We start from the raw sequence: 22239 nt of genomic DNA, 5'->3' as shown, positions 1-22239 counted from the left end.
GCGCAAAGACGGCCCGGTGCTATTTAGGCAAAATATCTTTATAGATATGGCCGTCTTTCATGATGATCACGAAATTCTTCCCCGGATCCTCGATAAGCTTGATATTTTCCAGCGGGTCGCCGTCCACCAGCAGCAGATCCGCCAGCGATCCTTCCTCCACCGTGCCGAGCCGGCCGGGATAGGGATTGATAAAACCGGATAATCCCATGAGCTCGCCGTTGTCGCCGGTGGCCATTTTCAGCGTTTCCGCCGGGGTAAACCAGCGTACCAGCTTGGCCAGCTGCGCGCCCTGGCGGCTGGCCACCCGCTGGTCGAACAGCGCGTCGGTGCCGAAAGCCGTCTTGATATGGTATTTACCGGCAAGCCGGTAGGCGTTGCCGGTGCCGGCAAACACCTGCTGGGCTTTTTGCCGGGATAGCTCCGTTGGCAGCGGCGAGGCATCCTCATCGTCGAGCAGCGGCTGGATGCTCAGCCAGATACCTTTGTCCGCCAGTAATTTGGCGGTGTCCTCGTCCATCAGCTGGCCATGCTCGATGTTTTTAACCCCGGCGTCCACCGCCTGGCGTATTGCCGCCGGGGTGTAGGCGTGCACCGTGACATAGGTGCCCCAGTTGGCCGCGGCCTCCACCGCCGCGCGAATTTCCGGCACGGTGTATTGTATCGATTCGAGGGGATTGTACTGCGAGGCCACGCCACCGCCGGCCATCAGCTTGATTTGGCTGGCGCCCTGCCTTAATTGTTCCCTGGCCCGCAGGCGGACTTCGTCGGGGCTGTCGGCGATGGCGGCAATGCCCGTGCGTTCAGAAAAGCTTAAGGGGCCGCCAGGCTGGCGGGGCAGCTCGAACATAAAGCGGAAGTCGCCATGGCCGGAGGTTTGCGAGATAAACGCGCCGGAGGGATAAATGCGCGGGCCTGTAATCAACCCTTCGTCGATGGCGCGCTTGAGGCCGAATACCGGACCGCCGAGGTCGCGCACCGTGGTAAAACCGCGCATCAAGGTGTCGCCGGCCTCGTGCGCCGCGCGCATCTGCAGATAGTCCGGACTGGCGGTCATCAGCATCATCTGCGGGGTTGCCGCCATAAACGCATGCCAGTGCGCGTCGATAAGCCCCGGCATCAGCACGCGCCCATTGCCGGCGATCACCTGGGCATGGTCGCCGTTGTCCACGGCGATGGGGTCGGCGGAGATGCGCGCAATGACGCCGTTCTTGACCAGAACGTTGGCCGGGCCGGACAGGGCGGTGCTTTTACCGTCAAAGATGCGGACATCCTGGAATAAGGTCACCTCGTGATTGACCGGCGGCGGCGGGGCTTCTCCGGGAATGGCGAAATCGCCTTCATCCGCCAGGGCGGCAGACGAAAATAAACAGAGTATTCCCACCAGGAGCAGCCAGGGATATTTAGAGGTTTTGCCGTAACCTGGTGAAACAGCGCCGGGCCAGATGGACTGACTGTTATTTATTAAGCTCATAGTTATCGATCCTTAAGGATATTCTTGCGGGAACACGCCGCCGGCGGGTTAATAAAAACGCCATTACTCAATAAACTATGTCACGTCGCTGTATTCTGGTCGTCAATCATTTGCCGTATTTGAGATCGGGTGCGCATTAAAAATGGCGGCTTATTTTCCGTTATTAGATAGGTGAATAAATAATATTATTAAGTATGAACTTTGAGGGCCGCAAAAGAGTGTGTTAATACTTAACGTTGTTTTTTATTCCACCGGCATAACCATGATTGCCGCTGAATAAAAGCCATGTCCGCCGCGCCGCGCCGGCTTTTTGCCACCCTGGCTATATAAGGCGCCGGTATGCAATGACCTGGGATAGTCGTGGGTTAACCCGTTGATTATACTATGCGGAGGATAAGGTTATACTGATGACATTAAATCATGAGATATTTTTATCTTATTTGGGATACCTTTCCGGCGGATTTAACAGGCCTGCTGATTTATTCGCCGGGCGGCGGCCAGGGCAAAAGTCGCGACCGGACAGATTTTTTTAACCATCGCCTTTCACTGCCGCGCTGGTTGCGGCCTGGCCGGACCGCGGGATAAACAGCCGGCGTAAACCATTCAGGTCTATTTGGCGCAAATTCTGAAGGACCTTCTTAATTTTTCGTCTGCTTCTGCGCATTTTATTATTATGAAGGGAATTATTGCATTTAGTGACCTTTCCCCGTGCCGTATTATTCCCCGCCGGCGGCGCCCCGGGCCGCGCATAGCGCAATTACCGCCCTCACATTAATAAGCGCGCCAGGCGCTGAAAGAATGTCCGGACAGCTATTGCCACCGGAGCGGGCGGGTGGGACAATCGGCGCCCGCCGGCCAGGACGGTAAGCGCGGGCACGTATGAGACAAAATTATTTTTGGAAACAATGATAAAAAATTTAATTAAAATAGGATTAATGTTTTCGGGCACATTTGTCCTCTCCGCCTGCGCCACCCTGTCAAGCATGCCCATTGATAATTCGGCCGTCGAGGGCCTGCGCCTTGCCGGCCACGGCGATTTGCGCGCCCAGGTGGACAGCCTGGCGCTGCCCATGATCGCCGCCGGGCAAACGCCCGGCCTGGTGGTCGGCGTGCTGCGGCCCGACGGCGCCATGGCCACCTTTGGTTATGGCGTTACCGATAAGCGCGGGGGATACCCCGTCCGGGGCGATACGCTCTTTGCCGTCGGATCGGTGAGCAAGGGATTCCTTGCCGAGGTGACGGTCATTCTGGTTAATAAGGGCCTCTTGCGCTGGGATGAGACGCTGGAGACGCTATTACCGTCGACCGTGCCGCTCAGCCCGGACGCGCGCAATATTACCCTGCTGCAATTAGTCACCCATACTTCCGGCCTGCCAAGGCAAATGTTTTCCCTGGAGATATTAACTTCTTTCGTTCATTATTTATTTACCGGCGAGAATTTCTACTCTTCGCTGGATAATGACCGGCTGATGGATGCGCTGGCCGGTTTTCATCGTCCCGCCCGCCTGGAACCGCGCTATTCCAACTTGGGCTATGCCTTGCTGGATTATATCCTGCAGCGCCGCGGCGGAAAAAAAGTCACAGAGCTGCTGGCGGAAAATATTACCGGGCCGCTGGGCCTGGAGCATACCGGCTACGACGCCGGCTCATTGCCTGGTTATGCGCGCCGGGCCATCGGCCACGCGGGCGATCAACCCAAGTTTATCCGCCGCGGGCAGGCGGTGCCCGACTGGCATTTTTCATCGTATATGGTGGGCGCCGCCGGGCTGTACACCAATGCCGACGACCTGCTGCTGTATGCGCGCGCGCATCTGCGCCCCACCGGTTATCCCGCCTTGGACGCGGCGCTGCGGGACTCCCTTAGCGTACGTTATAGCCGTACGCGGGAAGCCGCGGCGCTGGGCTGGATCGTCGATGATCTCGGCGCGCAGAAAATTACCTACCAGGTCGGTTTTATCGGCGGTTATTCCAGCTATATCGGGCTGGACACGCGGCATAACATCGCGGTGGTGGTGCTGCAAAACAGCTTTAACTGGACCAATAATATCGGCCATCGGCTGCTGCAGCGCATGGGCGAGGCGGAGGATGAAAAGGCCCGCGCGTCGCAAACGCGGGCCGCGCCCCCGGCCCATTGACGCCAAAAACGGCGCCATGGCCGGCGCTGGCGACTTTCGCCGGCTTGGCATATACCTAACAGTATCGTGCTTAAACCAGCATCGCGTCGGCGCAGCCGGGAAGGAGGAGCCTCCCGGCGGATATTAAGGGTCTTTTATGAATCATGAGCATAAATGGTGGCATCGTTCCGTAGTCTATCAAATTTATCCCCGCAGTTTTTATGACGCCGACGGCGACGGTATCGGCGATCTGGCGGGCATTATCCGCAAACTGGATTACCTGGCGCTGCTGGGCGTGGGCGTCCTGTGGTTATGCCCGGTATACGCGTCGCCCAACGATGACAACGGCTATGACATTGCCGATTATTACCGCATCATGGACGAGTTCGGCACCATGGACGATATGGATCTGCTGATCGCCGAAGCCGGCAGGCGCGGCATGAAGATCATGATGGACGTGGTGGCTAACCATACCAGCGACGAGCACCGCTGGTTTTGCGAGGCGCGTACATCGCCGGATAATCCTTATCATGATTATTATATCTGGACCAAGCAACCCAACGATCTCATGTCGGTATTTGGCGGCAGCGCCTGGCAATATGAACCACGGCTCGATGAATATTACCTGCATCTGTTCTCGCGCAAACAGCCGGACCTGAACTGGGCTAATCCCCAGGTGCGCCGGGAAATCGTCGATGTGCTGACCTTCTGGCTGGAAAAAGGCGTGGGCGGCTTTCGCTTCGATGTCATCGATTTGATCGGCAAAATCCCTGAACAGCGCATCATCGCCAACGGTCCCCGGTTGCATGACTACGTGCTGGAACTCAATGAAGACGGCTTCGGTCAGTATGACGATATCCTGACCGTCGGCGAAGCCTGGGGAGCCACCCCGCAGACCGGGGTGCGCTGGAGCGATCCCGAGAGCCGGCAACTGAGCATGATCTTCCAGTTTGGCCACCTGACGCTGGATCAGGCCCGGGTCGGTGGCGAAAAATGGGATATCATCCCCTATGACCTGCGCGAGCTGAAAACCGTGTTAAGCCGCTGGCAGACCGAACTGTACGGCCGCGGCTGGAACAGCCTGTTCTGGAACAACCATGACCTGCCGCGGGCGGTGTCGCGGTTTGGCGATGACGGCCGGTATCGGGTTGAAAGCGCCAAAATGCTGGCCACGGTGTTGCACGGCATGGCGGGCACGCCCTACATCTACCAGGGCGAGGAGATCGGCATGACCAACGTGCGTTTTACCGATATCGCCGATTACCGCGATATTGAAACCCTGAACATGTACCGCGACCGCCTGGCGGCCGGGTACCGGCCCCATGGCGTCATGGCGGCGATCTACGCCAAGAGCCGCGATAACGCCCGCACACCCATGCAATGGGATACCAGCGAGCATGCCGGTTTCAGCGCCGGCACGCCGTGGATAAAGGTAAACCCCAACTATTGGGACATCAACGCCTTGTCGGCGGTGGAGGATAAGGATTCGGTATTCCATTATTACCGGCGGCTGGTGGCGCTGCGCAAGACGGCGGACTGGCTGGTCTACGGCAGTTATGAACTGCTGTTGCCCGACCACGGCCAGCTGTTTGCCTATTGCCGGCGGTATGAACGCGAGGAATATCTGGTGTTCGGCAATTTCAGCGGCCTTACGCTTACCATCTACCCGGCGGAACTGCGCCTTGGCGCGCGATCGGTCCCGCTGCTCAATAACTATCCCGACCCGACCCCGTGGGAAAACGGTGTTATCCGCCCGTGGGAAACGGCCATTATCAAGCTGTAGCGCCCGCGTCCGCGTCGATATCCGCCTTGTTCCTGACAAACACCGGAATGGTGTCGATAGGTGTCGCCACCTCGATCCAGGCGCCGCCGGGGTGGGTCCGGCCGGTGAAAAAATCCCGCCAGCGCATACCCTGGGGCAGCGGCGGCAGATAGACGCGCCGGGATGCCATCCCCGCCTCCAGCACCGGCGCCACCAGGATATCCGGCCCGAACAGATACTGATCCTCGATTGACCAGCAGGGCTCATCCTGCGGAAAATCGTAAAACAGCGGGCGCATCACCGGCGTGCCTTTGTCATGGGCCGCCACCATCTGGCGCTGGATATAGGGTCGCAGGCGCTCGCGAATATGCAGCCAGCGCGACAGAATGCGGTAATTCCGTTCGCCGAAGCTCCACAGCTCGTTTGCCGAGCCGCTGTTGCATTGTTCGACGCCGTCGCGGAACTTTTCCGGCGGATCGATTTGCGGCTCGCGACAGCCGTGCAGGCGCATGACCGGGCAGAACACGCCCCACTGGAACCAGCGCACCAGCAGTTCCAGAAAGCCGGGGTCGCGGATGTCCCCGCCCTGGAAACCGCCGATATCCGTCGTCCACCAGGGGATGCCCGCCAGCCCCATATTCAACCCGGCGACCACCTGGATACGCAGTGAAGTGAATGAGGAATGCACGTCTCCCGACCAGGCGAGCGCGTCGAAGCGCTGGCTGCCGGCCCAGGCGCAGCGCACCAGGTTGACGATGCCGGTTTGCCCCTCCCGGCGCTGTCCGTCATACAGGCATTGGGTGAAGTTCTGCGGATAGACATTGCCGACTTCAAGCGCAGTGCCCATGGCATAACGATAATTATCGAAGTGGTAGGTGCGGTATTCCGGCTCCGCCATATCCAGCCAGAACAGGCGAATGCCGATATCGTAGTAGTTTTTTTTGATTTTTTTCCAGACATACGCGCGCGCCTTGGGGTTGGTGGGATCAAAAAACGTGGTGCTGCCGCGCGAGTCGAGATTGATGGGCACCCCGCGGTCGGTGCGCACCAGCAGTCCCTTGGTTTCCATATCGGCAAAACTGTCGGCCCGGCTGTCGACGGTCGGCCAGATGGAGACCATGAGCTCAATGCCCATGGCGCGCAGCTCGTCCACCATGCCCTTGGGGTCCGGCCAGTCGCGTTGATCAAAACACCAGGTGCCCTGGATGGGCCAATGGAAGGAGTCGATCACCAGCACCGATAGCGGCAGCCCGCGCCGCCGGTACTCCCGCGCCACCGCCAGTACTTCCTCCTGGGTACGGTAGCGCAGCTTCGATTGCCAAAAGCCGGTGGCGAATTCCGGCATCACCGAGACCGTGCCGGTGGCCCGGGCATAGTTTTCCTCGATGGCGGCCGGGCTGTCGCCGGCGGTAATCCAGTAATCCAGCCGGTCGGTGACCCGCGCGCGCCAGACCGTCTGGTTGGCGGCGAAATGGACTTCGCCCACCGCCGGATTGTTCCATAAAAAACCGTAGCCGAGGCTTGAAAGCATAAAGGGCACGCTGGACTGCGAATTGCGCTGGGCCAGCTCCAGCAGGCAACCTTTGAGATCCAGCATGCCCTGCTGATATTGCCCCATGCCGTAGATTTTCTCGCCGCGCCGCGCTTCAAAAAACTGCGTCAGCTGATATTTGCCGCCGGGAATGGGATTGAACTCCCGCGCCTCGATTTCCAGCGGGCTGATATATTTGTCCTTATCGGTCTCGCCCGGTTCTATGCCGTCGGTGGTGCGCTGGCGCCACTGTTCGGCCAGCAGCAGCTCGCCGCGCTGGTTGTAGAACGCCAGCCGGCCGCGCTTATCGATTTCCGCCCTGATCTTGCCGTTAATCAGAGTCACCCGCCCATCGGTATGCGTGATGACCGGCCTGGATTTTTTTTTCACCGGCAGCAGCGCCCAATCCTGCTGCATATCCAGTTTGGCATAGTAGCTGACCCTGACCCGCAGGCTGTCTTCGCCCCAGGCCTCCATGATTAACTGCTGGCCGCTGGCGCGCCAGTACACCTTATTATTTCTGATGGCAAAGTTAGACATGCGCTACCCCGGTGACATCCATCCCCTGTTTACTATAGCAACCGCGACGGTAAATGCATGGGCGCGGCCGGAACCGGCACCGCTTTGCGCCCCGGGCGGGCGCGGGCGCCGATCGCGGCGTTCGATTTTTCCGAAACTGTCCGGCATGCGCGCTATTTACTGGCTATAGGGTCACCCGCTCTATATAACTATTAGATAAGGTTGCTTATTATTTGGATAACGGGGCGGGCGCTGATGCTGACACTGCGGCAGTTACGTCATTTTATTGCGGTGGCCGAGGCTGGCTCCATTTCCGGCGCCGCCCAGGCCACCTTCGTCGCCCAGTCCTCGCTGACGCTGGCGGTGCAGCAGTTGGAAGAGGAACTGGAGGCGCCGCTGTTCGAACGGCACGCCAAAGGCATGACGCTCACCCATCAGGGCCACCAGTTTCTGCGCCAGGCCAACCTGATCCTGGCGACGGTGGATAATGCCAAATTCAGCGTCAAGCAGGGCATGGCGCGCCTGAGCGGCAACCTGACCCTGGGGGTGACCAGCCTGGTGTCCGGGTATTTTTTAGTGGATATGCTGACCCGGTTCCGCGCCTGTTATCCCGAGGTGACGGTGCAGATTATTGAAGATGAACGCCGTTATATCGAGCATCTGCTGGTCAACGGCGAGATCGATATCGGCGTGCTGATCTTAAGCAACCTGGAGGACCGCCACGCCCTGCAGACCGAAGTGTTGGTCCATTCCCCGTACCGGTTATGGCTGCCGCCGCTGCATCCGCTGCTGGAGCAGGAAGCCATTTCCCTGGGCGATGTGGCGCCCTATCCGCTGGTGCAGCTCAACGCCGATGAAATGGAAAGGCACGCCAGGCAAATCTGGGCCAGGGCCGGGCTGCATCCCTGCATCGCCATGCGCACCGCGTCCACCGAGGCGGTGCGCAGCATGGTGGCCGCCGGGCTTGGGGTCTCGATCCAGCCGGACATGGCCTACCGTCCCTGGTCGCTGGAAGGCAGCATGATTGAGGCCCGCCAGCTGTCGGATCTGAATGAACATCTCAATATCGGCCTGGCCTGGCGGCGGGGCAACAGCCGGCCGGAGCTGGTGACGCCGTTCCTGGCGCTGGCGCGCGAAAAGACGTCGGCGCGCAAGGTTTCGCTTTAATCGAACGGGGCGTTCGTTATTTAGAATTTGTCGCTGGCAGGCCTGCGGGATAGTCTCAATGTGTAAGCAATTGTACCTACGTTGTTAACACCCGCGCCAATCCCCGAGGGCAACGCCGTGACCGACCTTTCCCTGTTAAGCGAGACCCGTTGGCTCAACTTCATCGACGGCGCAACCGTCGCCGGCGAAGGCGCCGCGCAGCCGATTATCAATCCCGCCACCGGCGCGGTCATCCTTGCGCTTAACGAAGCCGGCGAGGAGCAGGTGATCGGCGCGGTTAACGCCGCGCATCGCGCCTTTGCGCACTGGTCCGCCACCACCCCGGCCTTTCGCGCCGGCATCCTGCTGGAGATCGCGGCCGTCATCGACCGCCACGCCGGTCTGCTGTCCGGGCTGGAAGCGCTGAACTGCGGCAAGCCCCTGCACCAGGCGCGGCAGGACGATATCGTCGCCGCCGCCGACGTGTTCCGCTTTTTTGCCGGGGCCGTGCGCTGCCAGCAAGGACAACTGGGCGGGGAGTATATCGCCGGCCATACCTCGATGCTGCGCCGCGACCCGCTCGGCGTGGTGGCCTCCATTGCGCCCTGGAACTACCCGCTGATGATGGCCGCCTGGAAAATAGCCCCGGCGCTGGCGGCGGGCAATACGTTGGTCTTCAAGCCCTCCGAACATACCCCGCTATCGATCCTGGCGCTGATGTCCCGGCTGGACGGCCTGCTTCCCCCCGGCGTGGTTAATGTTATCTCCGGCCGCGGCGAGACCACCGGCGCGGCGCTGGTCAATCATCCCCTGGTGCGCATGATTTCCGTGACCGGCGATACCGTCACCGGTCAGAAGATCCTCCAGGCGGCGGTCGGCGGCATCAAGCGTACCCATCTTGAGCTGGGAGGCAACGCGCCGGTGATTGTCTGCGACGACGCGGATCTGCAGGCGGTGGTGGAGGGGATCCGCCGCTATGGCTATTACAACGCCGGCCAGGACTGCACCGCCGCCTGCCGCATCTACGCCCAGGCCGGCATCTACTCCCGGCTGGTGGACGCGCTGGGGGAGGCGGTGGCCGGCCTGCGTTATGCCCGGCCCGATGATGCAGACAACGAGCTTGGTCCGTTGATTTCTTCGCGTCAGCGCGACCGGGTGGCCAGTTTTATCGAACGCGCGCTGGAACAGCCGCATATCTCCCTGGTCACCGGCGGCCAGGCCCACGCCGGCCCCGGCTTTTATTACCCGCCCACGCTGCTGGCCGGCTGCCTGCAGCACGATGAGATCATCAAAAAAGAGGTGTTCGGCCCGGTGGTCAGCGTCACCCGCTTCGAGGATATCGCCCAGGCGCTGGCCTGGGCCAACGACTCGGAGTACGGCCTGGCGTCCTCGGTCTGGACCCGTGATGTCGACCTGGCGTTTTTCCTGGCCTCGAAGCTGCAATACGGCTGTACCTGGATCAATACCCATTTCACCCTGGTCAGCGAGATGCCCCACGGCGGCCTGAAAGGCTCGGGCTACGGCAAGGATCTTTCCGGCGAGGCATTGCAGGAGTACAGCGTGGTGCGCCATATCATGGCCAAATTCGATACCCGTTTTCCCACCCGCCCCCCGACCCCGAGACAGGAGACAGGCAATGAATAAAATAATGCGGTCAAGCGCCTTATGTATCAGCGTGTTATGTATCAGCGCCCTGGCCCGGGCCGCCGATCTTCCCACCCGGCTGGGCGAAAACGAAGGGCGGGTGGATATCATCGCCTGGCCCGGTTATATCGAGCGCGGCCAGACCGACAAGCAGTATGACTGGGTGACGGCGTTTGAAAAGGAAACCGGCTGCCAGGTCAACGTCAAGACCGCCGCCACCTCCGACGAGATGGTCAGCCTGATGGCCAAGGGCGGCTACGATCTGGTCACCGCCTCCGGGGACGCCTCGCTGCGCCTGATCCTCGGCAAACGCGTCCAGCCGATCAATACCGCCCTGATCCCCAACTGGAGCAAGATCGATCCGCGCCTGATGGGCGGCGTCTGGTATAACGTCGACGGCAAAACCTACGGCGCCCCTTATCAATGGGGACCCAATCTGCTGATGTACAATACCCGGGTATTCACCACGCCGCCGGACAGCTGGTCGGTGGTATTCGAGCCGCAAAACCTGCCGGACGGCAAAAGCAATAAGGGCCGGGTACAGGCTTACGACGGCCCGATCTATATCGCCGACGCGGCGCTGTACCTGAAAAGTACCCAGCCGCAGCTCGGCATCAAGGACCCCTACCAGCTCAATGAAACCCAGTACCAGGCGGTGCTGGCGCTGCTCAAACAGCAGCATCCCCTGATTCACCGCTACTGGCACGACACCTCGGTGCAAATGAGCGATTTTAAAAACGAAGGGGTGGTGGCGTCCGGCGCCTGGCCTTATCAGGCCAATGCCCTGGCGGGCGAGGGGCAGCCGATCGCCACGGTGATCCCGAAAGAAGGGGTTACCGGCTGGGCGGATACTACCATGCTGCACAGCGATGCCGCCCATCCCAACTGCGCCTACCGCTGGATGAACTGGTCGCTGGAGCCGAAAGTGCAAGGGGATGTCGCCGCCTGGTTCGGGTCGGTGCCGGCGGTGCCGGAAGGCTGCAAGGCCAGTACCCTGCTGGGGAGCAAAGGGTGTGAAACCAACGGCTTCAGCCAGTTCGACAAAATCGCCTTCTGGAAAACGCCGATGGCGAAGTGCGACAGCGGCAACGGCGGCCAGTGCGTATCCTACAGCCGCTGGACCCAGGATTATATCGCCATGATGGGCGGCCGTTAGGGCGCCGGTAATTTGCCCGCGGCGCCTGCGCCGGGGCGCCAGCAGGAGGGGCCATGATGAACAGTGCGGTGAGCCTGGATAACGTAACGCGCCGTTTTAACGGCGTTGCCGCGGTGGACGGGGTGTCGCTGGATATTCCCGACGGGGAATTTTTCGCGCTGCTGGGGCCGTCGGGTTCCGGCAAAAGCACCTGCCTGCGCCTGATTGCCGGCTTTGAGCAGCCGGACGGCGGCGTTATCCGGCTGCACGGCGTCGACACCGCCAACCTGCCGCCCTATCAGCGCGACGTCAATACCGTGTTCCAGGATTATGCCCTGTTTCCCCATATGTCGCTGCTCGACAACGTGGCCTATGGCCTGATGGTCAAAGGGGTGGGGCGCGCCGAGCGCATGGCCCGGGCCCGGGCCGCGCTGGCGCGGGTGGCGCTGGGCGATGTGCACGATCGCAAGCCGGCCCACCTTTCCGGCGGCCAGCGCCAGCGGGTGGCGCTGGCGCGCGCGCTGGTCAACGAACCGCGCATCCTGCTGCTGGACGAACCGCTGGGGGCGCTGGATCTTAAGCTGCGCGAACAGATGCAGGGCGAGCTGAAAACCCTGCAGCGCGAGCTGGGAATCACTTTTATTTTTGTCACCCACGATCAGGGCGAGGCGCTTTCCATGTCCGACCGGGTGGCGGTATTTAACCAGGGACGCATTGAACAGGTGGATACGCCGCGCCGGCTTTATCTTCAGCCCAGAAGCCGGTTCGTCGCCAATTTTGTCGGCAGCGCCAATGTGATTGGCGGCGAGCTGGCCCGGGAACTGACCGGCGAAAACGGCCTGTTCGCCGTGCGCCCGGAGTTTGCCCGCATCAGCGTAGCGGGCGCGCCGGCCGGCGAGCTGTCGGTTAGCGGCGTTGTGAGCAATATCCTGTTTCAGGGGGCGATGACCCGCTATGAGCTGGTGTTGGCGGAGGGAACCCATTTTTCCGTCAGCGAGACCCATCCGGTACGTTCATCCGGCCAGGAAGGGATTGCCCTCGGCCAGCGGCTGACCGCGTCCTGGTCCCGGGCGGCCATGACCGTCCTCGAGGAGTAAGGAGTATGGCTATGAGCCTGGCCGATCGGCCGCAAACCGCCCGGCGCCCGGGCCGCGCGATAGCGACATTCCTCTACCGCCGGCCGGCGGTGCTGCTGGCGTTACTGCTGCTGCCGCCGCTGATGTGGTTTGTCATCATTTACCTGGGCGCCTTGCTCAGCCTGCTGTGGCAGGGCGCCTATACCTTTGACGATTTCACCATGACCGTGCTGCCGGAGCTGACCACGGCCAATATCCTCGCGCTGTTCAGTCCGGCCAACTACGACATTATCCTGCGCACCCTGGCGATGGCGGTGGCGGTAACGCTTGCCAGCGCGCTGCTGGCGTTTCCCATCGCCTGGTATATGGCGCGTTATACCAGCGGCCGCTGGAAGGCGTTTTTTTATATTGCGGTGATGATGCCGATGTGGGCCAGCTATATCGTTAAGGCGTATGCCTGGACGCTGCTGCTGGCCCATGACGGCGTGTTGCAGTGGTTTTTACAGCATCTCGGCCTGCAGCCGGCGCTGCAGGCGGTGCTTACCCTGCCGGGCATCGGCGGCAGCACCCTGTCCACCTCCCATTTGGGCCGCTTTATGGTGTTTGTGTATATCTGGCTGCCGTTTATGATTTTGCCGATCCAGGCGGCGCTTGAGCGCCTGCCGCCGTCGCTGCTGATGGCCTCCGCCGATCTTGGCGCCCGTCCGGACCAGACGTTGCGCTATGTGGTGCTGCCGCTGGCGGTGCCGGGCATTGCCGCCGGCTCCATTTTTACCTTTTCGCTGACCCTGGGCGATTTTATCGTGCCGCAGCTGGTGGGGCCGCCGGGCTATTTTATCGGCAGCATGGTTTACGCCCAGCAGGGCGCCATCGGCAATATGCCCATGGCGGCGGCGTTTACGCTGGTGCCGATGGTGTTGATCGGTTTGTATCTTACCCTGGCCAAACGTCTGGGGGCTTTCGATGCGCTCTGATCGCGCGCCGCTGGCGCTGAGGCTTGCCGCCTGGGGCGGTATCCTGTTCCTGCATTTTCCCCTGGGGATCATTGCCCTGTACGCCTTTAACACCGAGGACGCGGCGTTCAGTTTTCCGCCGCGGGGATTTACCCTGCACTGGTTTGAACTGGCCGCCGGGCGCCCGGATATTTTGTCCGCCCTGTGGCTGTCCCTGCAGGTGGCCTGCCTGGCGACCCTGATTGCCCTGCTGCTGGGCACCCTGGCGGCGGCGGCTTTGTACCGGCGGGATTTTTTGGGCAAACAGGCCATCGCCATGATGATGGTGCTGCCCATCGCCCTGCCGGGCATTATCACCGGCATCGCCCTGCTGTCCGCTTTCAAGGCGCTGGATATCAGCCCCGGCCTGATGACCATCGTTATCGGCCATGCCACTTTCTGCGTGGTGATTGTTTTCAATAACGTTATCGCCCGGCTGCGCCGCACCTCTTTTAGCCTGATCGAGGCGTCGATGGACCTGGGCGCCGACGGCTGGCAGACCTTCCGCTATGTGGTGATGCCGGGGCTGTCCTCGGCGCTGCTGGCCGGCGGCATGCTGGCGTTCGCGCTGTCGTTTGACGAAATCATCGTCACCACCTTCACCGCCGGCCATGAGCGCACGCTGCCGCTGTGGCTGATGAACCAACTGGGCCGTCCGCGCGATGTGCCCATCACCAATGTCGTTTCCCTGCTGGTCACCCTGGTGACCATGCTGCCGATACTCCTGGCCTATTACCTGACACGCGGCGGCGAGGGCGTGGCGGGCAGCGGCAAATAACCCAAGGACTCTCCTATGCATGACACATTATTGATAGACGGCAGGTCGGTGACGGGCGCGGGCAAACCGACGCCGGTGATAAATCCCGCCACCGGCGATACGATTATCACCATTAACGAGGCCAGCCTGGAGCAGGTGGACGCGGCGGTGCTGGCGGCGGACGCGGCGTTTGAAACCTGGGGGCAAACCACGCCGAAAACCCGCGCCACGCTGTTGCTGCAATTGGCCGACGCCATCGAGCGCCACGGCGAGGCGCTGGCGCGCCTGGAATCCCTGAACTGCGGCAAGCCGTACCACTGCGTTATCAACGATGAAATCCCGGCGGTGGCGGACGTATTCCGTTTCTTTGCCGGCGCGAGCCGCTGCCTGGGCGGCAGCGCCGCCGGGGAATACCTGGAAGGGCATACCTCCATGATCAGGCGCGATCCCATCGGCGTCATCGCCTCCATCGCGCCCTGGAACTATCCGCTGATGATGGCGGCGTGGAAACTGGCGCCGGCGCTGGCCGCCGGCAATTGCGTGGTGTTCAAGCCCGCCGAGCAGACGCCGCTGACCGCGCTGTTCCTGGCGCAACTGATGGCGCCGATCCTGCCGGCGGGGGTGGTTAACGTGCTGTTCGGCACCGGCGCGGAAATGGGCGACGCCCTGACCGGCCATGAGCGGGTGCGCATGGTATCGCTGACCGGTTCGATTGCCACCGGCGCGCATATCCTGTCCCATACCGCCGGGGGGATCAAAAAGACCCATATGGAGCTGGGCGGTAAGGCGCCGGTGATTGTGTTTGACGATGCCGACATCGACGAGGTGGTGGACGGTGTGCGCACCTTTGGATTTTATAATGCCGGCCAGGACTGCACCGCCGCCTGCCGGCTGTATGTGCAGCGCGGCGTTTACGATGCGCTGGTGGACGCCTTGGGCAAAAGCGTCGCCACCCTTAAAATCGGCGATCCGGCCGATGCCGGCACTGAACTGGGGCCGTTGATTACCGCTGAGCACCTGCGGCGGGTCAGCGGGTTTGTCGAGCGCGCCAGGGCATTGGCGCATATCCGGGTGATTACCGGCGGCGCGCCGATCGACGGACCGGGTTTCTATTTTGCCCCCACGGTGCTGGCCGATGCGCGCCAGGAGGATGAAATCGTCCAGCGCGAAGTGTTCGGGCCGGTGGTGACCGTCACGGTCTTTGACGACGAAGCGCAGGCGATACGCTGGGCCAACGCCTCCCCCTACGGCCTGGCCTCGTCGGTATGGACGCGGGATATCGGCCGCGCCCATCGGGTTAGCGCCCGTTTGCAGTACGGCTGCACCTGGGTCAACACCCATTTTATGCTGGTCAGCGAAATGCCCCACGGCGGCCAGAAGCTGTCCGGCTTCGGCAAGGATCTGTCGATGTACGGGCTGGAAGATTATACCGCGGTGCGGCATGTCATGATTCGCCATTAGCCGCGGCTTATCACTCCGGTCGGCGGCGGGAATAGGGTTTTTCGCCGCCGCGCCGGGGCCGCGAAAAAATTGCCATAAAAAGCGCTGCCATCGACATAAAAAGATTGCCGTTCCGCTCCGCGTCTGTTATAAAATTCTGCGTTCAAATATTATTGGCTAAATATCACTGGTCAATTGCACCTATTTAATGCAGGCGCGATCTATTATGGTGCATGGTTATTTTCGCAATAAATCCCCCTTATATTTCCTTTGGCAGTAATCAGCATTTCCGGCCGCGGTTCTTCTCTCTCCCTATGTGAATAACTTTTTTTATTGGTCTTATTTATATTTTGTTCTAAACCTAAGCATGTAGTTACAGTTGGCCCGGACGCTGCATCTGTCAGATCGATATCATATGATATCTCCTTCCAAGGAGCTTATTTTGTCTCGTTCAACCCCCATGCTTACCCCGTTAGAATGTACTCAGCAGGCGCTTTCGTGGATTGAGAAAAAAACGCTGACGCATGATGAGATGGTTAACCTGAATAAGGAAGTGATAAACAATTTTAAAGAGTATGTGAATCCTGGTTTTCTCGATTACCGTAAATCCGTGACGGTAGGCGGGGATTACGGAGCCGTAGAATGGCGGGCCGGCGGTCTTAATACGCTGGTCGACACCCAGGGCAGGGAATATATCGATTGCCTGGGTGGTTTCGGCATATTTAACGTGGGGCACCGTAATCCAAAAGTTCTTTCCGCCGTCGAAAACCAACTGGCGAAACAACCGCTGCATAGCCAGGAACTGCTTGATCCGCTGCGCTCCATGCTCGCCAGGACCCTGGCGGCGGTCACCCCCGGCACGCTGAAATACAGTTTTTTCAGCAACAGCGGCACCGAGGCCGTCGAGGGCGCGCTGAAGCTGGCCAAGGCGTATCAAACCCCGCGCGGCAAAACCACCTTTATCGCCGCCACCGGCGCCTTTCACGGCAAAACCCTCGGCGCGCTGTCCGCCACCGCCAAATCCACCTTTCGCCGTCCTTTTATGCCGATGCTGCAGGGTTTCGATCATGTGCCGTTCGGCGATATCGGGGCGATGCGCGATCATGTCTATCGCTGCCGGTCCACCGGCGCGGACGTGGCGGCGGTTATCCTGGAGCCTATCCAGGGGGAGGGCGGGGTCATTATTCCGCCGGAGGGATACCTGACGGCGGTGCGGGCGCTGTGCGACGAGGTGGGCGCGCTGCTGATCCTCGACGAAGTGCAGACCGGCATGGGCCGCACCGGCCGGATGTTTGCCTGCGAGCACGAAGGCGTGCAGCCGGATATCCTGTGCCTGGCCAAGGCGCTGGGCGGCGGCGTAATGCCGATCGGCGCCACCGTCGCCACCGAAGAGGTATTCTCGGTGCTGTTCGAGAACCCGTTTTTGCATACCACCACTTTTGGCGGCAATCCGCTGGCCTGCGCGGCGGCCCTGGCGACCATTAACGTGCTGCTGAGTGAGGATTTGCCGGCGCAGGCGGCGCTTAAGGGCCAGTTTTTGCTTAGCGGTTTCGCCCGGCTGGCGTCGGCGTATCCAGAGTTTATGGTGGAGGCACGCGGGCGCGGGCTGTTGCAGGCATTGGAATTCAGACGCAACGATATCGGTTATGCCTTTGCCCAGGGTATGTTCCGTCATCAAATCCTGGTGGCGGGTACGCTGAACAATTCCAAAACCATCCGCATCGAGCCGCCCCTGACCATTACCCCCGAGTATTGCCAGCAGGTGCTGGCGGTAGCGGAACGGGTACTGGACCAGATGCGCGGCAAGGAACCGGCCCATTACAAAACGCCGGCGACGACGGTGGCGCAGCCGCAAACGCAGGCACACATACCGTTCCCCTTGGCCGCCTCGACCGGCCTGACCGCATAAGACGGACCCGCCGTTGGCGCTTGCGGGAGGGGTTGCCGTGTTGGCGCGGGTTTTGCCTAGGCGGCATAAAGCTTACTCCTAGGCGCCCCCCCACCGGTTCGGCATAAATCCCGCGGTAAGCGTCGTGATGCTCAGCCGACCGGCATCACCTGGCGGCCCAGCTGTTCATTGACCACCTGCGCCATGGCCAGATAAATGGCGCTGGCGCCGCAGAACAGGCCTTCATAGCCGGCAATGACGATGATCTGATGATTGCCGGTAATATTGCCGGCGGCCAGCAGGGCGAACAGCACGGTCAGGCTGCCGAACACGATTTGCAGGCCACGGCTGGATTTAAGGGTGCCCAAAAACATAAACAGGGTAAAAATGCCCCACAGCGCCAGATAAACGCCTAAAAATACCGCGTCGCTCGGCTCGGCCAGGCCCATGCGCGGCAGCATCAGAATCCCCACCAGGCTCAGCCAGAACGCGCCGTACGAGGTAAACGCCGTGGTGCCGAAGGTATTGCCGTGCTTATATTCCATAATACCGGCGATGATTTGGGCAATGCCGCCGTAAAAAATCCCCATACTGATAATGATCGAGGTTAAAGGGAAAAAACCGGCGTTATGCAGGTTTAGCAAGACGGTGGTCATCCCAAAACCCATTAATCCCAGCGGGCCGGGGTTCGCCAACTTAAAGGTATGCATATATCCTCAGCAGAAAAAAGCAAAATGAAGTGGACTGACTGTCCTGTTGCGTCCCGCGACGGCGCAGATGGCTCTGCGGCCGAAGGAGGGCTGCGGCATCATAATGACCTTGCACGGCTGAAACAATGATTTAGATTAGTGCCGGGTGATTTTTGCCGGTTTTTGCCGGCCGGAAAAAAAGGTGCGCCTGGGCGCACCAATATTCTGCCAAATATCAGCAGTATCGGGATAACCTTACCCCTTGCCTTTTACACTACTGATAAATGTTTGCCGCGCCGATGACGATCCCAGCCGCTCCGCTTCGTTGAGCAGCTTCAGCGCCTTATCGATATTACCGTCGCGCACCGCTTGTTTAATGGCTTGATTAAAATAGCTCTCGGTATCGTTAAGCATCGGCGCGGCCGGTCCCGCTGCCGCTGCCGCGGCCTGGGGCGCCGGCGGCGCGGTATTGCCGACCACGACCGGCTGCGTCTCGGGGCCGGAGAAGATCTGGCCGATGGTGATATTGCCGCTCTTCTGTTCCGCCTCCACTTTTAACCTGATGGTGCCGGTGTCGCTATGGCGGCCGATGGGATCGGGAATATCGGGCACCGCATTACCGACGCCCTCGGCGTAGGCCTTGGCCGGATTGGTCATGGTGGTGGTGGCCAGCAGGTCCTGGCGGGTGGTGTAGATCAGCAGGTAGATTTGTTTCTGTCCCAGGGCGGGAGTGAGCTTAAGCGTGCCTTCCAGCCGGTCCATCGACATGCCGCCCGGTTTTTCATAGGGGAAATAGCTGCTGGGGAAAAACGCCGCCGGACGCAGTTGTTCATCCAGCACCAGCACGTTGGGGGCATAGATCGACTGGCCTTTAGCCAGGCTGCTGAGGGTGATGGCCAGCGATCCGCGGTTGGCCGGCAGCGTAATGGCGGCCACCGGCCCGGTGATATCGCCCATCTGGATGCGGGGCGAGGCGCCGTCGAGAATGATTTCCTGCCTGGCCGGGGGCATCAGCGTCTGCCAGGGCAATTGCCGCAAGGTGGACTGCGGTATCACCGGCGCCACCGACATATCTTGGGGGTTGGTCAGGGTATCCGCCAGCGTGGTGGCCGGCAGGGTGGCGCTCAGTGCGGCCATCAGGCACAGGGAAAGTATTTTTATTTTCATTATTATCGCCTTTTCAGCGTGACGAGCGACGGGCCGTCGCCGGGCAAGTAGCGCCGGCCCGCCAGGTACTATCCCACGCGTCCTACCCCCGGGGGCGGGACGCGCCGGAGATTATTTCCACCAGGCTTCCATCTGCACGCCGAAGGAGACTTCATCATCCTTACCGCGGCTGAAGGTGGTCGAGCTGTTATCGCTATACGCGATGCCGTTGGTAAAACCGGCGTCGTTATTGCCATAACCCCATTTTTCATTCCATTTGGCGTAGGTGGCGAACAGGCGGATCGCCGGACGGGAGAAGATGCTGTCCCCGGCCTGCCACTGCTGCGCCAGCGTCACTTTATACTGATCGTTGCGATCGCTGGTGCGCTGGGATTTGACATTGTCGTAGCCGACTTCCAACAGGGTGCTCATGATCGGGGTCCATTTGTACATCGGGCGTATGCCGACGGTGTACCAGGTGGTGCCGTTATTGTTATCGCGGTCGATATCCTGGTACATGCCGACGTACATCATTGCCCACTTGTCGTTGAAGTCCAGGCCGCCGTGATCCAGCACGCGGATCATATGGCCGTCGTTATCGACGTAGGAGCCGTGCGGGCGCCCGGTATTATCGGTGGTCATGGCGTCGGTGGCGTATTGCAGCACAAACTTGTTAAAGCCGTTGCCGATGGTCTGGGTATGCTCCATCGTGGCCATGGTGCCGTCTTTGGTGGCCCCGTCCGCCAGATTGAAATTGTCCTGCACGTTGGCGCGGCCGTAGTCCACGCCGAATTCCAGCTTGCCGCCGGGGTTGGTTTCCAGTTCGGCGATACGCACGTCGTAGATGTCGTTAATGGTCGGCACCTGGTTGAGCTGGTTATCGATATAACCATAAGAGCCGCCGGACTCGCTGTTGCGCGTGACCGCCAGGGACAGCTTGCCTACGCCCAGATCGATATTTTCCAAACCGGCGCCGGGACCGGAAATGTCCCAGTAGTAGAAGTCGATCATATGGACGTCGTGACGCTGATAGAAACGTTTCCCGGCCCACATATTGGCGCCCGGCAAGGCGTCGATCAGATTCTTGCCCACCACGTTGACTTCGCGGAAGCTGGGTTCCAGCGGTTCGTCATCGTTACGCTGGGAAACGGAGTACCCCACGTTGGTATCGAAGTAGAAGCTCTTGTTGCCTTCGCGCCACAGCTCCTGCCCGAGTTTTAATTCGGCGTAGGTTTCGCATTCGTTGCCGAGACGGTATTTACTGGAGGCGCCGGTGGCCTTGAAGCATTGCTGCTCGCCGCCGCTCCCGGTCCAGCCGATGCCGGAACGGGCATAACCGCCAAAATCCACCGCCATCGCCTGGGCGGAAGCCGCGCCGGCGATGATTGCCACTGACAAAGGTAAAATGCGTAGGTTAGTCATTATTTTCTCCTGATTATTATTGCCTGCGGACAGGCAGACTTATACGCCCGGTTCCTGATGTAACCGTCGGCAGGCGCTGCCATCCTCGCGGAATAAATGGCAGCGCTCGGGCGGCAGGCCGATAGCGAATTGGGCACCCTCGTTTACCAGCACCACGTCATTCTGGCGATAAACCAGATTGAGGCGGAGCGAGGGAATTTGAATATGGATCAGGGTTTCATACCCCAGTTGCTCCACCACCTGCACCACGCCTTCCAGGACGACATCGGCGATGTTGCCGGCCAGCAAATGCTCGGGCCGGATACCCAGCGACATCGTGGCGCCGACCTCCACCCGGCTGCTCTCCACCGGCAGCCACACTTTCTGGCCGTTGTGCAGCGCGATCTGCACCTGGTCGATGGCGATGGCGGTGACTTTTACCGGCAGGAAATTCATCTTCGGCGAACCGATAAACCCGGCGACAAACCGATTTTCCGGGTAGTGATACAGCGCCAGCGGCTTGCCGACCTGCGCCACGCGCCCGCCGTCGAGCACCACGATTTTGTCCGCCAGCGTCATGGCCTCGGTCTGGTCGTGGGTGACGTAAATCATGGTGCGCCGCAGGCGCTGGTGAAGACGTGAAATCTCGATACGCATCTGGACGCGCAGCGCGGCGTCCAGGTTCGACAAGGGTTCGTCTAGCAGGAACACCTGCGGCTCCGCCACCAGGGTGCGGCCGATGGCGACCCGCTGGCGCTGCCCGCCGGATAACGCTTTGGGGCGGCGGTCCAGCAAATGGCCGAGCTGGAGAATCTCCGCCACCTGGTTTACCCGGCGCGTTATTTCCTCTTTTTTCACCCGGGCCAGCTTCAGGCCGAAGGACATATTGCCCGCCACCGACAGGTGCGGATAAAGCGCGTAGGACTGGAAAACCATCCCGACCCCGCGTTCGGCGGGCGGCACGTCATTCATCCGGCGATCGTTGATTTTCAGCTCGCCGGAGGTGATGTCCTCCAGCCCGGCAATCATTCTCAGCAAGGTGGATTTGCCGCAGCCCGACGGGCCGACAAACACCACGAACTCCCCTTCGCCGATATCCAGGTTGATATCGCGGGAAATCACGTTTTCACCGTAGCTTTTGCAGATATTGCGCAGCGTCACGCTTGCCATAGACCCGGATTCCTACCTCTGTTTACCCTGCCGCCCGGCGGTGCGGCGGCAGGCTGACATCAAGTGTCGGCAAGTGTGAGGGAAATGCGCGGCAGGGAAATCATCCGGGACGGTTTTTTTCAAGGGGGAGGCGGCGGGATGACGGCAAAGCGCCATTCACGGCCGCGGCGGCGGCGAGCCGGAAAAAACGTGACGGCGGCGGCAAATATCCAGCATGCTTTTTGTGGCTTGCCCCGCAAATTGTCCACGGAGTGTTAATGCGGTCACATCGGGAGGCGCAGGGGCGTAGGACGGGGGAGGATGAGCGCGCCCGAGGTTAAACGCAGTATGTCCGGTGTGTAAATTCACCACAGCTTTC

The 22239-nt window shown here is 60.5% G+C and carries 16 protein-coding genes; 10 read left to right on the top strand and 6 right to left on the bottom strand.

Annotated elements, in window-relative coordinates:
• Positions 1–19 precede the first annotated feature (19 nt).
• Complete coding sequence (locus tag ACL2XN_RS15200; protein ID WP_413728984.1) at positions 20–1471, bottom strand: amidohydrolase family protein; 1452 nt, start codon at positions 1469–1471, stop codon at positions 20–22.
• Positions 1472–2406: 935 nt separating this feature from the next.
• Here ACL2XN_RS15200 and ACL2XN_RS15195 point away from each other — a divergent pair.
• Both ACL2XN_RS15195 and ACL2XN_RS15190 read left to right on the top strand, forming a co-directional pair.
• Entirely contained in the window at positions 2407–3606 is a 1200-nt protein-coding gene (locus tag ACL2XN_RS15195) for a serine hydrolase domain-containing protein (RefSeq protein WP_413728983.1), read from the top strand.
• A 136-nt stretch (positions 3607–3742) separates the two neighbouring features.
• Entirely contained in the window at positions 3743–5368 is a 1626-nt protein-coding gene (locus ACL2XN_RS15190) for an alpha,alpha-phosphotrehalase (RefSeq protein WP_413728982.1), read from the top strand.
• On the opposite strand, the gene ACL2XN_RS15185 is transcribed toward ACL2XN_RS15190, so the two are convergent.
• Positions 5358–7418 (bottom strand): TIM-barrel domain-containing protein, encoded by a 2061-nt coding sequence (locus tag ACL2XN_RS15185; protein ID WP_413728981.1) that lies wholly within the window; start codon positions 7416–7418, stop codon positions 5358–5360. The genes ACL2XN_RS15190 and ACL2XN_RS15185 overlap by 11 nt on opposite strands.
• A gap of 234 nt (positions 7419–7652) precedes the next feature.
• Between ACL2XN_RS15185 and ACL2XN_RS15180 the strand changes: the two genes are divergently transcribed.
• The 8 genes from ACL2XN_RS15180 (at position 7653) to ygjG (ending at position 17496) form a co-directional block, all read left to right on the top strand.
• Positions 7653–8564, top strand: a complete 912-nt coding sequence (locus tag ACL2XN_RS15180) for a LysR substrate-binding domain-containing protein (protein ID WP_410012423.1) — start codon at positions 7653–7655, stop codon at positions 8562–8564.
• A 117-nt stretch (positions 8565–8681) separates the two neighbouring features.
• Complete coding sequence (locus tag ACL2XN_RS15175; RefSeq protein ID WP_413728980.1) at positions 8682–10187, top strand: gamma-aminobutyraldehyde dehydrogenase; 1506 nt, start codon at positions 8682–8684, stop codon at positions 10185–10187.
• Positions 10188–10191: 4 nt separating this feature from the next.
• Positions 10192–11343, top strand: a complete 1152-nt coding sequence (gene ydcS / locus ACL2XN_RS15170) for a putative ABC transporter substrate-binding protein YdcS (RefSeq protein ID WP_413723532.1) — start codon at positions 10192–10194, stop codon at positions 11341–11343.
• Positions 11344–11399: 56 nt separating this feature from the next.
• Complete coding sequence (locus ACL2XN_RS15165) at positions 11400–12419, top strand: ABC transporter ATP-binding protein (protein WP_413730981.1); 1020 nt, start codon at positions 11400–11402, stop codon at positions 12417–12419.
• Positions 12420–12424: 5 nt separating this feature from the next.
• Positions 12425–13372 carry an ABC transporter permease gene (locus ACL2XN_RS15160; RefSeq protein WP_413727286.1) on the top strand — a complete coding sequence of 316 codons (948 nt, stop codon included), beginning with the start codon at positions 12425–12427 and terminating at the stop codon, positions 13370–13372.
• Positions 13362–14168: an ABC transporter permease gene (locus ACL2XN_RS15155; RefSeq protein ID WP_410012420.1), complete on the top strand. Its 807-nt coding sequence runs from the start codon at positions 13362–13364 to the stop codon at positions 14166–14168. Before ACL2XN_RS15160 ends, ACL2XN_RS15155 begins: the two co-directional genes overlap by 11 nt.
• A gap of 15 nt (positions 14169–14183) precedes the next feature.
• Complete coding sequence (gene patD / locus ACL2XN_RS15150) at positions 14184–15608, top strand: aminobutyraldehyde dehydrogenase (protein WP_413728979.1); 1425 nt, start codon at positions 14184–14186, stop codon at positions 15606–15608.
• 439 nt (positions 15609–16047) lie between these two features.
• Positions 16048–17496 carry a putrescine aminotransferase gene (gene ygjG / locus ACL2XN_RS15145; RefSeq protein ID WP_413730980.1) on the top strand — a complete coding sequence of 483 codons (1449 nt, stop codon included), beginning with the start codon at positions 16048–16050 and terminating at the stop codon, positions 17494–17496.
• A gap of 131 nt (positions 17497–17627) precedes the next feature.
• Here the strand turns inward: ygjG and satP are convergent, their stop codons facing one another.
• From satP to malK, 4 genes are all read right to left on the bottom strand, one after another.
• A complete protein-coding gene (satP, locus tag ACL2XN_RS15140; protein WP_410012418.1) occupies positions 17628–18185 on the bottom strand; it encodes an acetate uptake transporter in 558 nt (185 codons plus the stop codon).
• Between the two features lie 234 nt (positions 18186–18419).
• Positions 18420–19331: a maltose operon protein MalM gene (malM, locus tag ACL2XN_RS15135; RefSeq protein ID WP_413728978.1), complete on the bottom strand. Its 912-nt coding sequence runs from the start codon at positions 19329–19331 to the stop codon at positions 18420–18422.
• 111 nt (positions 19332–19442) lie between these two features.
• Positions 19443–20732 carry a maltoporin gene (locus ACL2XN_RS15130; protein ID WP_410012416.1) on the bottom strand — a complete coding sequence of 430 codons (1290 nt, stop codon included), beginning with the start codon at positions 20730–20732 and terminating at the stop codon, positions 19443–19445.
• 39 nt (positions 20733–20771) lie between these two features.
• Positions 20772–21881, bottom strand: a complete 1110-nt coding sequence (malK, locus tag ACL2XN_RS15125) for a maltose/maltodextrin ABC transporter ATP-binding protein MalK (protein WP_410012415.1) — start codon at positions 21879–21881, stop codon at positions 20772–20774.
• Positions 21882–22239 lie beyond the last annotated feature (358 nt).

It is taken from the genome of Sodalis sp. RH22 (assembly GCF_047324165.1).
In the GTDB taxonomy this organism is placed as follows: domain Bacteria; phylum Pseudomonadota; class Gammaproteobacteria; order Enterobacterales; family Enterobacteriaceae; genus Acerihabitans.
Note: the sequence above shows the minus strand (reverse complement) of the source record. Positions and strands in the feature narration are given on the sequence as shown.

Bases quoted from the DNA above. Each gene is read 5' to 3' on its own strand.
- ACL2XN_RS15200 (WP_413728984.1), bottom strand. From the start codon at position 1,471: ATGAGCTTAATAAATAACAGTCAGTCCATCTGGCCCGGCGCTGTTTCA.
- ACL2XN_RS15195 (WP_413728983.1), top strand. From the start codon at position 2,407: ATGTTTTCGGGCACATTTGTCCTCTCCGCCTGCGCCACCCTGTCAAGC.
- ACL2XN_RS15190 (WP_413728982.1), top strand. From the start codon at position 3,743: ATGAATCATGAGCATAAATGGTGGCATCGTTCCGTAGTCTATCAAATT.
- ACL2XN_RS15185 (WP_413728981.1), bottom strand. From the start codon at position 7,418: ATGTCTAACTTTGCCATCAGAAATAATAAGGTGTACTGGCGCGCCAGC.
- ACL2XN_RS15180 (WP_410012423.1), top strand. From the start codon at position 7,653: ATGCTGACACTGCGGCAGTTACGTCATTTTATTGCGGTGGCCGAGGCT.
- ydcS (WP_413723532.1), top strand. From the start codon at position 10,192: ATGCGGTCAAGCGCCTTATGTATCAGCGTGTTATGTATCAGCGCCCTG.
- ACL2XN_RS15165 (WP_413730981.1), top strand. From the start codon at position 11,400: ATGAACAGTGCGGTGAGCCTGGATAACGTAACGCGCCGTTTTAACGGC.
- ACL2XN_RS15160 (WP_413727286.1), top strand. From the start codon at position 12,425: ATGGCTATGAGCCTGGCCGATCGGCCGCAAACCGCCCGGCGCCCGGGC.
- ACL2XN_RS15155 (WP_410012420.1), top strand. From the start codon at position 13,362: ATGCGCTCTGATCGCGCGCCGCTGGCGCTGAGGCTTGCCGCCTGGGGC.
- patD (WP_413728979.1), top strand. From the start codon at position 14,184: ATGCATGACACATTATTGATAGACGGCAGGTCGGTGACGGGCGCGGGC.
- ygjG (WP_413730980.1), top strand. From the start codon at position 16,048: ATGCTTACCCCGTTAGAATGTACTCAGCAGGCGCTTTCGTGGATTGAG.
- satP (WP_410012418.1), bottom strand. From the start codon at position 18,185: ATGCATACCTTTAAGTTGGCGAACCCCGGCCCGCTGGGATTAATGGGT.
- malM (WP_413728978.1), bottom strand. From the start codon at position 19,331: ATGAAAATAAAAATACTTTCCCTGTGCCTGATGGCCGCACTGAGCGCC.
- ACL2XN_RS15130 (WP_410012416.1), bottom strand. From the start codon at position 20,732: ATGACTAACCTACGCATTTTACCTTTGTCAGTGGCAATCATCGCCGGC.
- malK (WP_410012415.1), bottom strand. From the start codon at position 21,881: ATGGCAAGCGTGACGCTGCGCAATATCTGCAAAAGCTACGGTGAAAAC.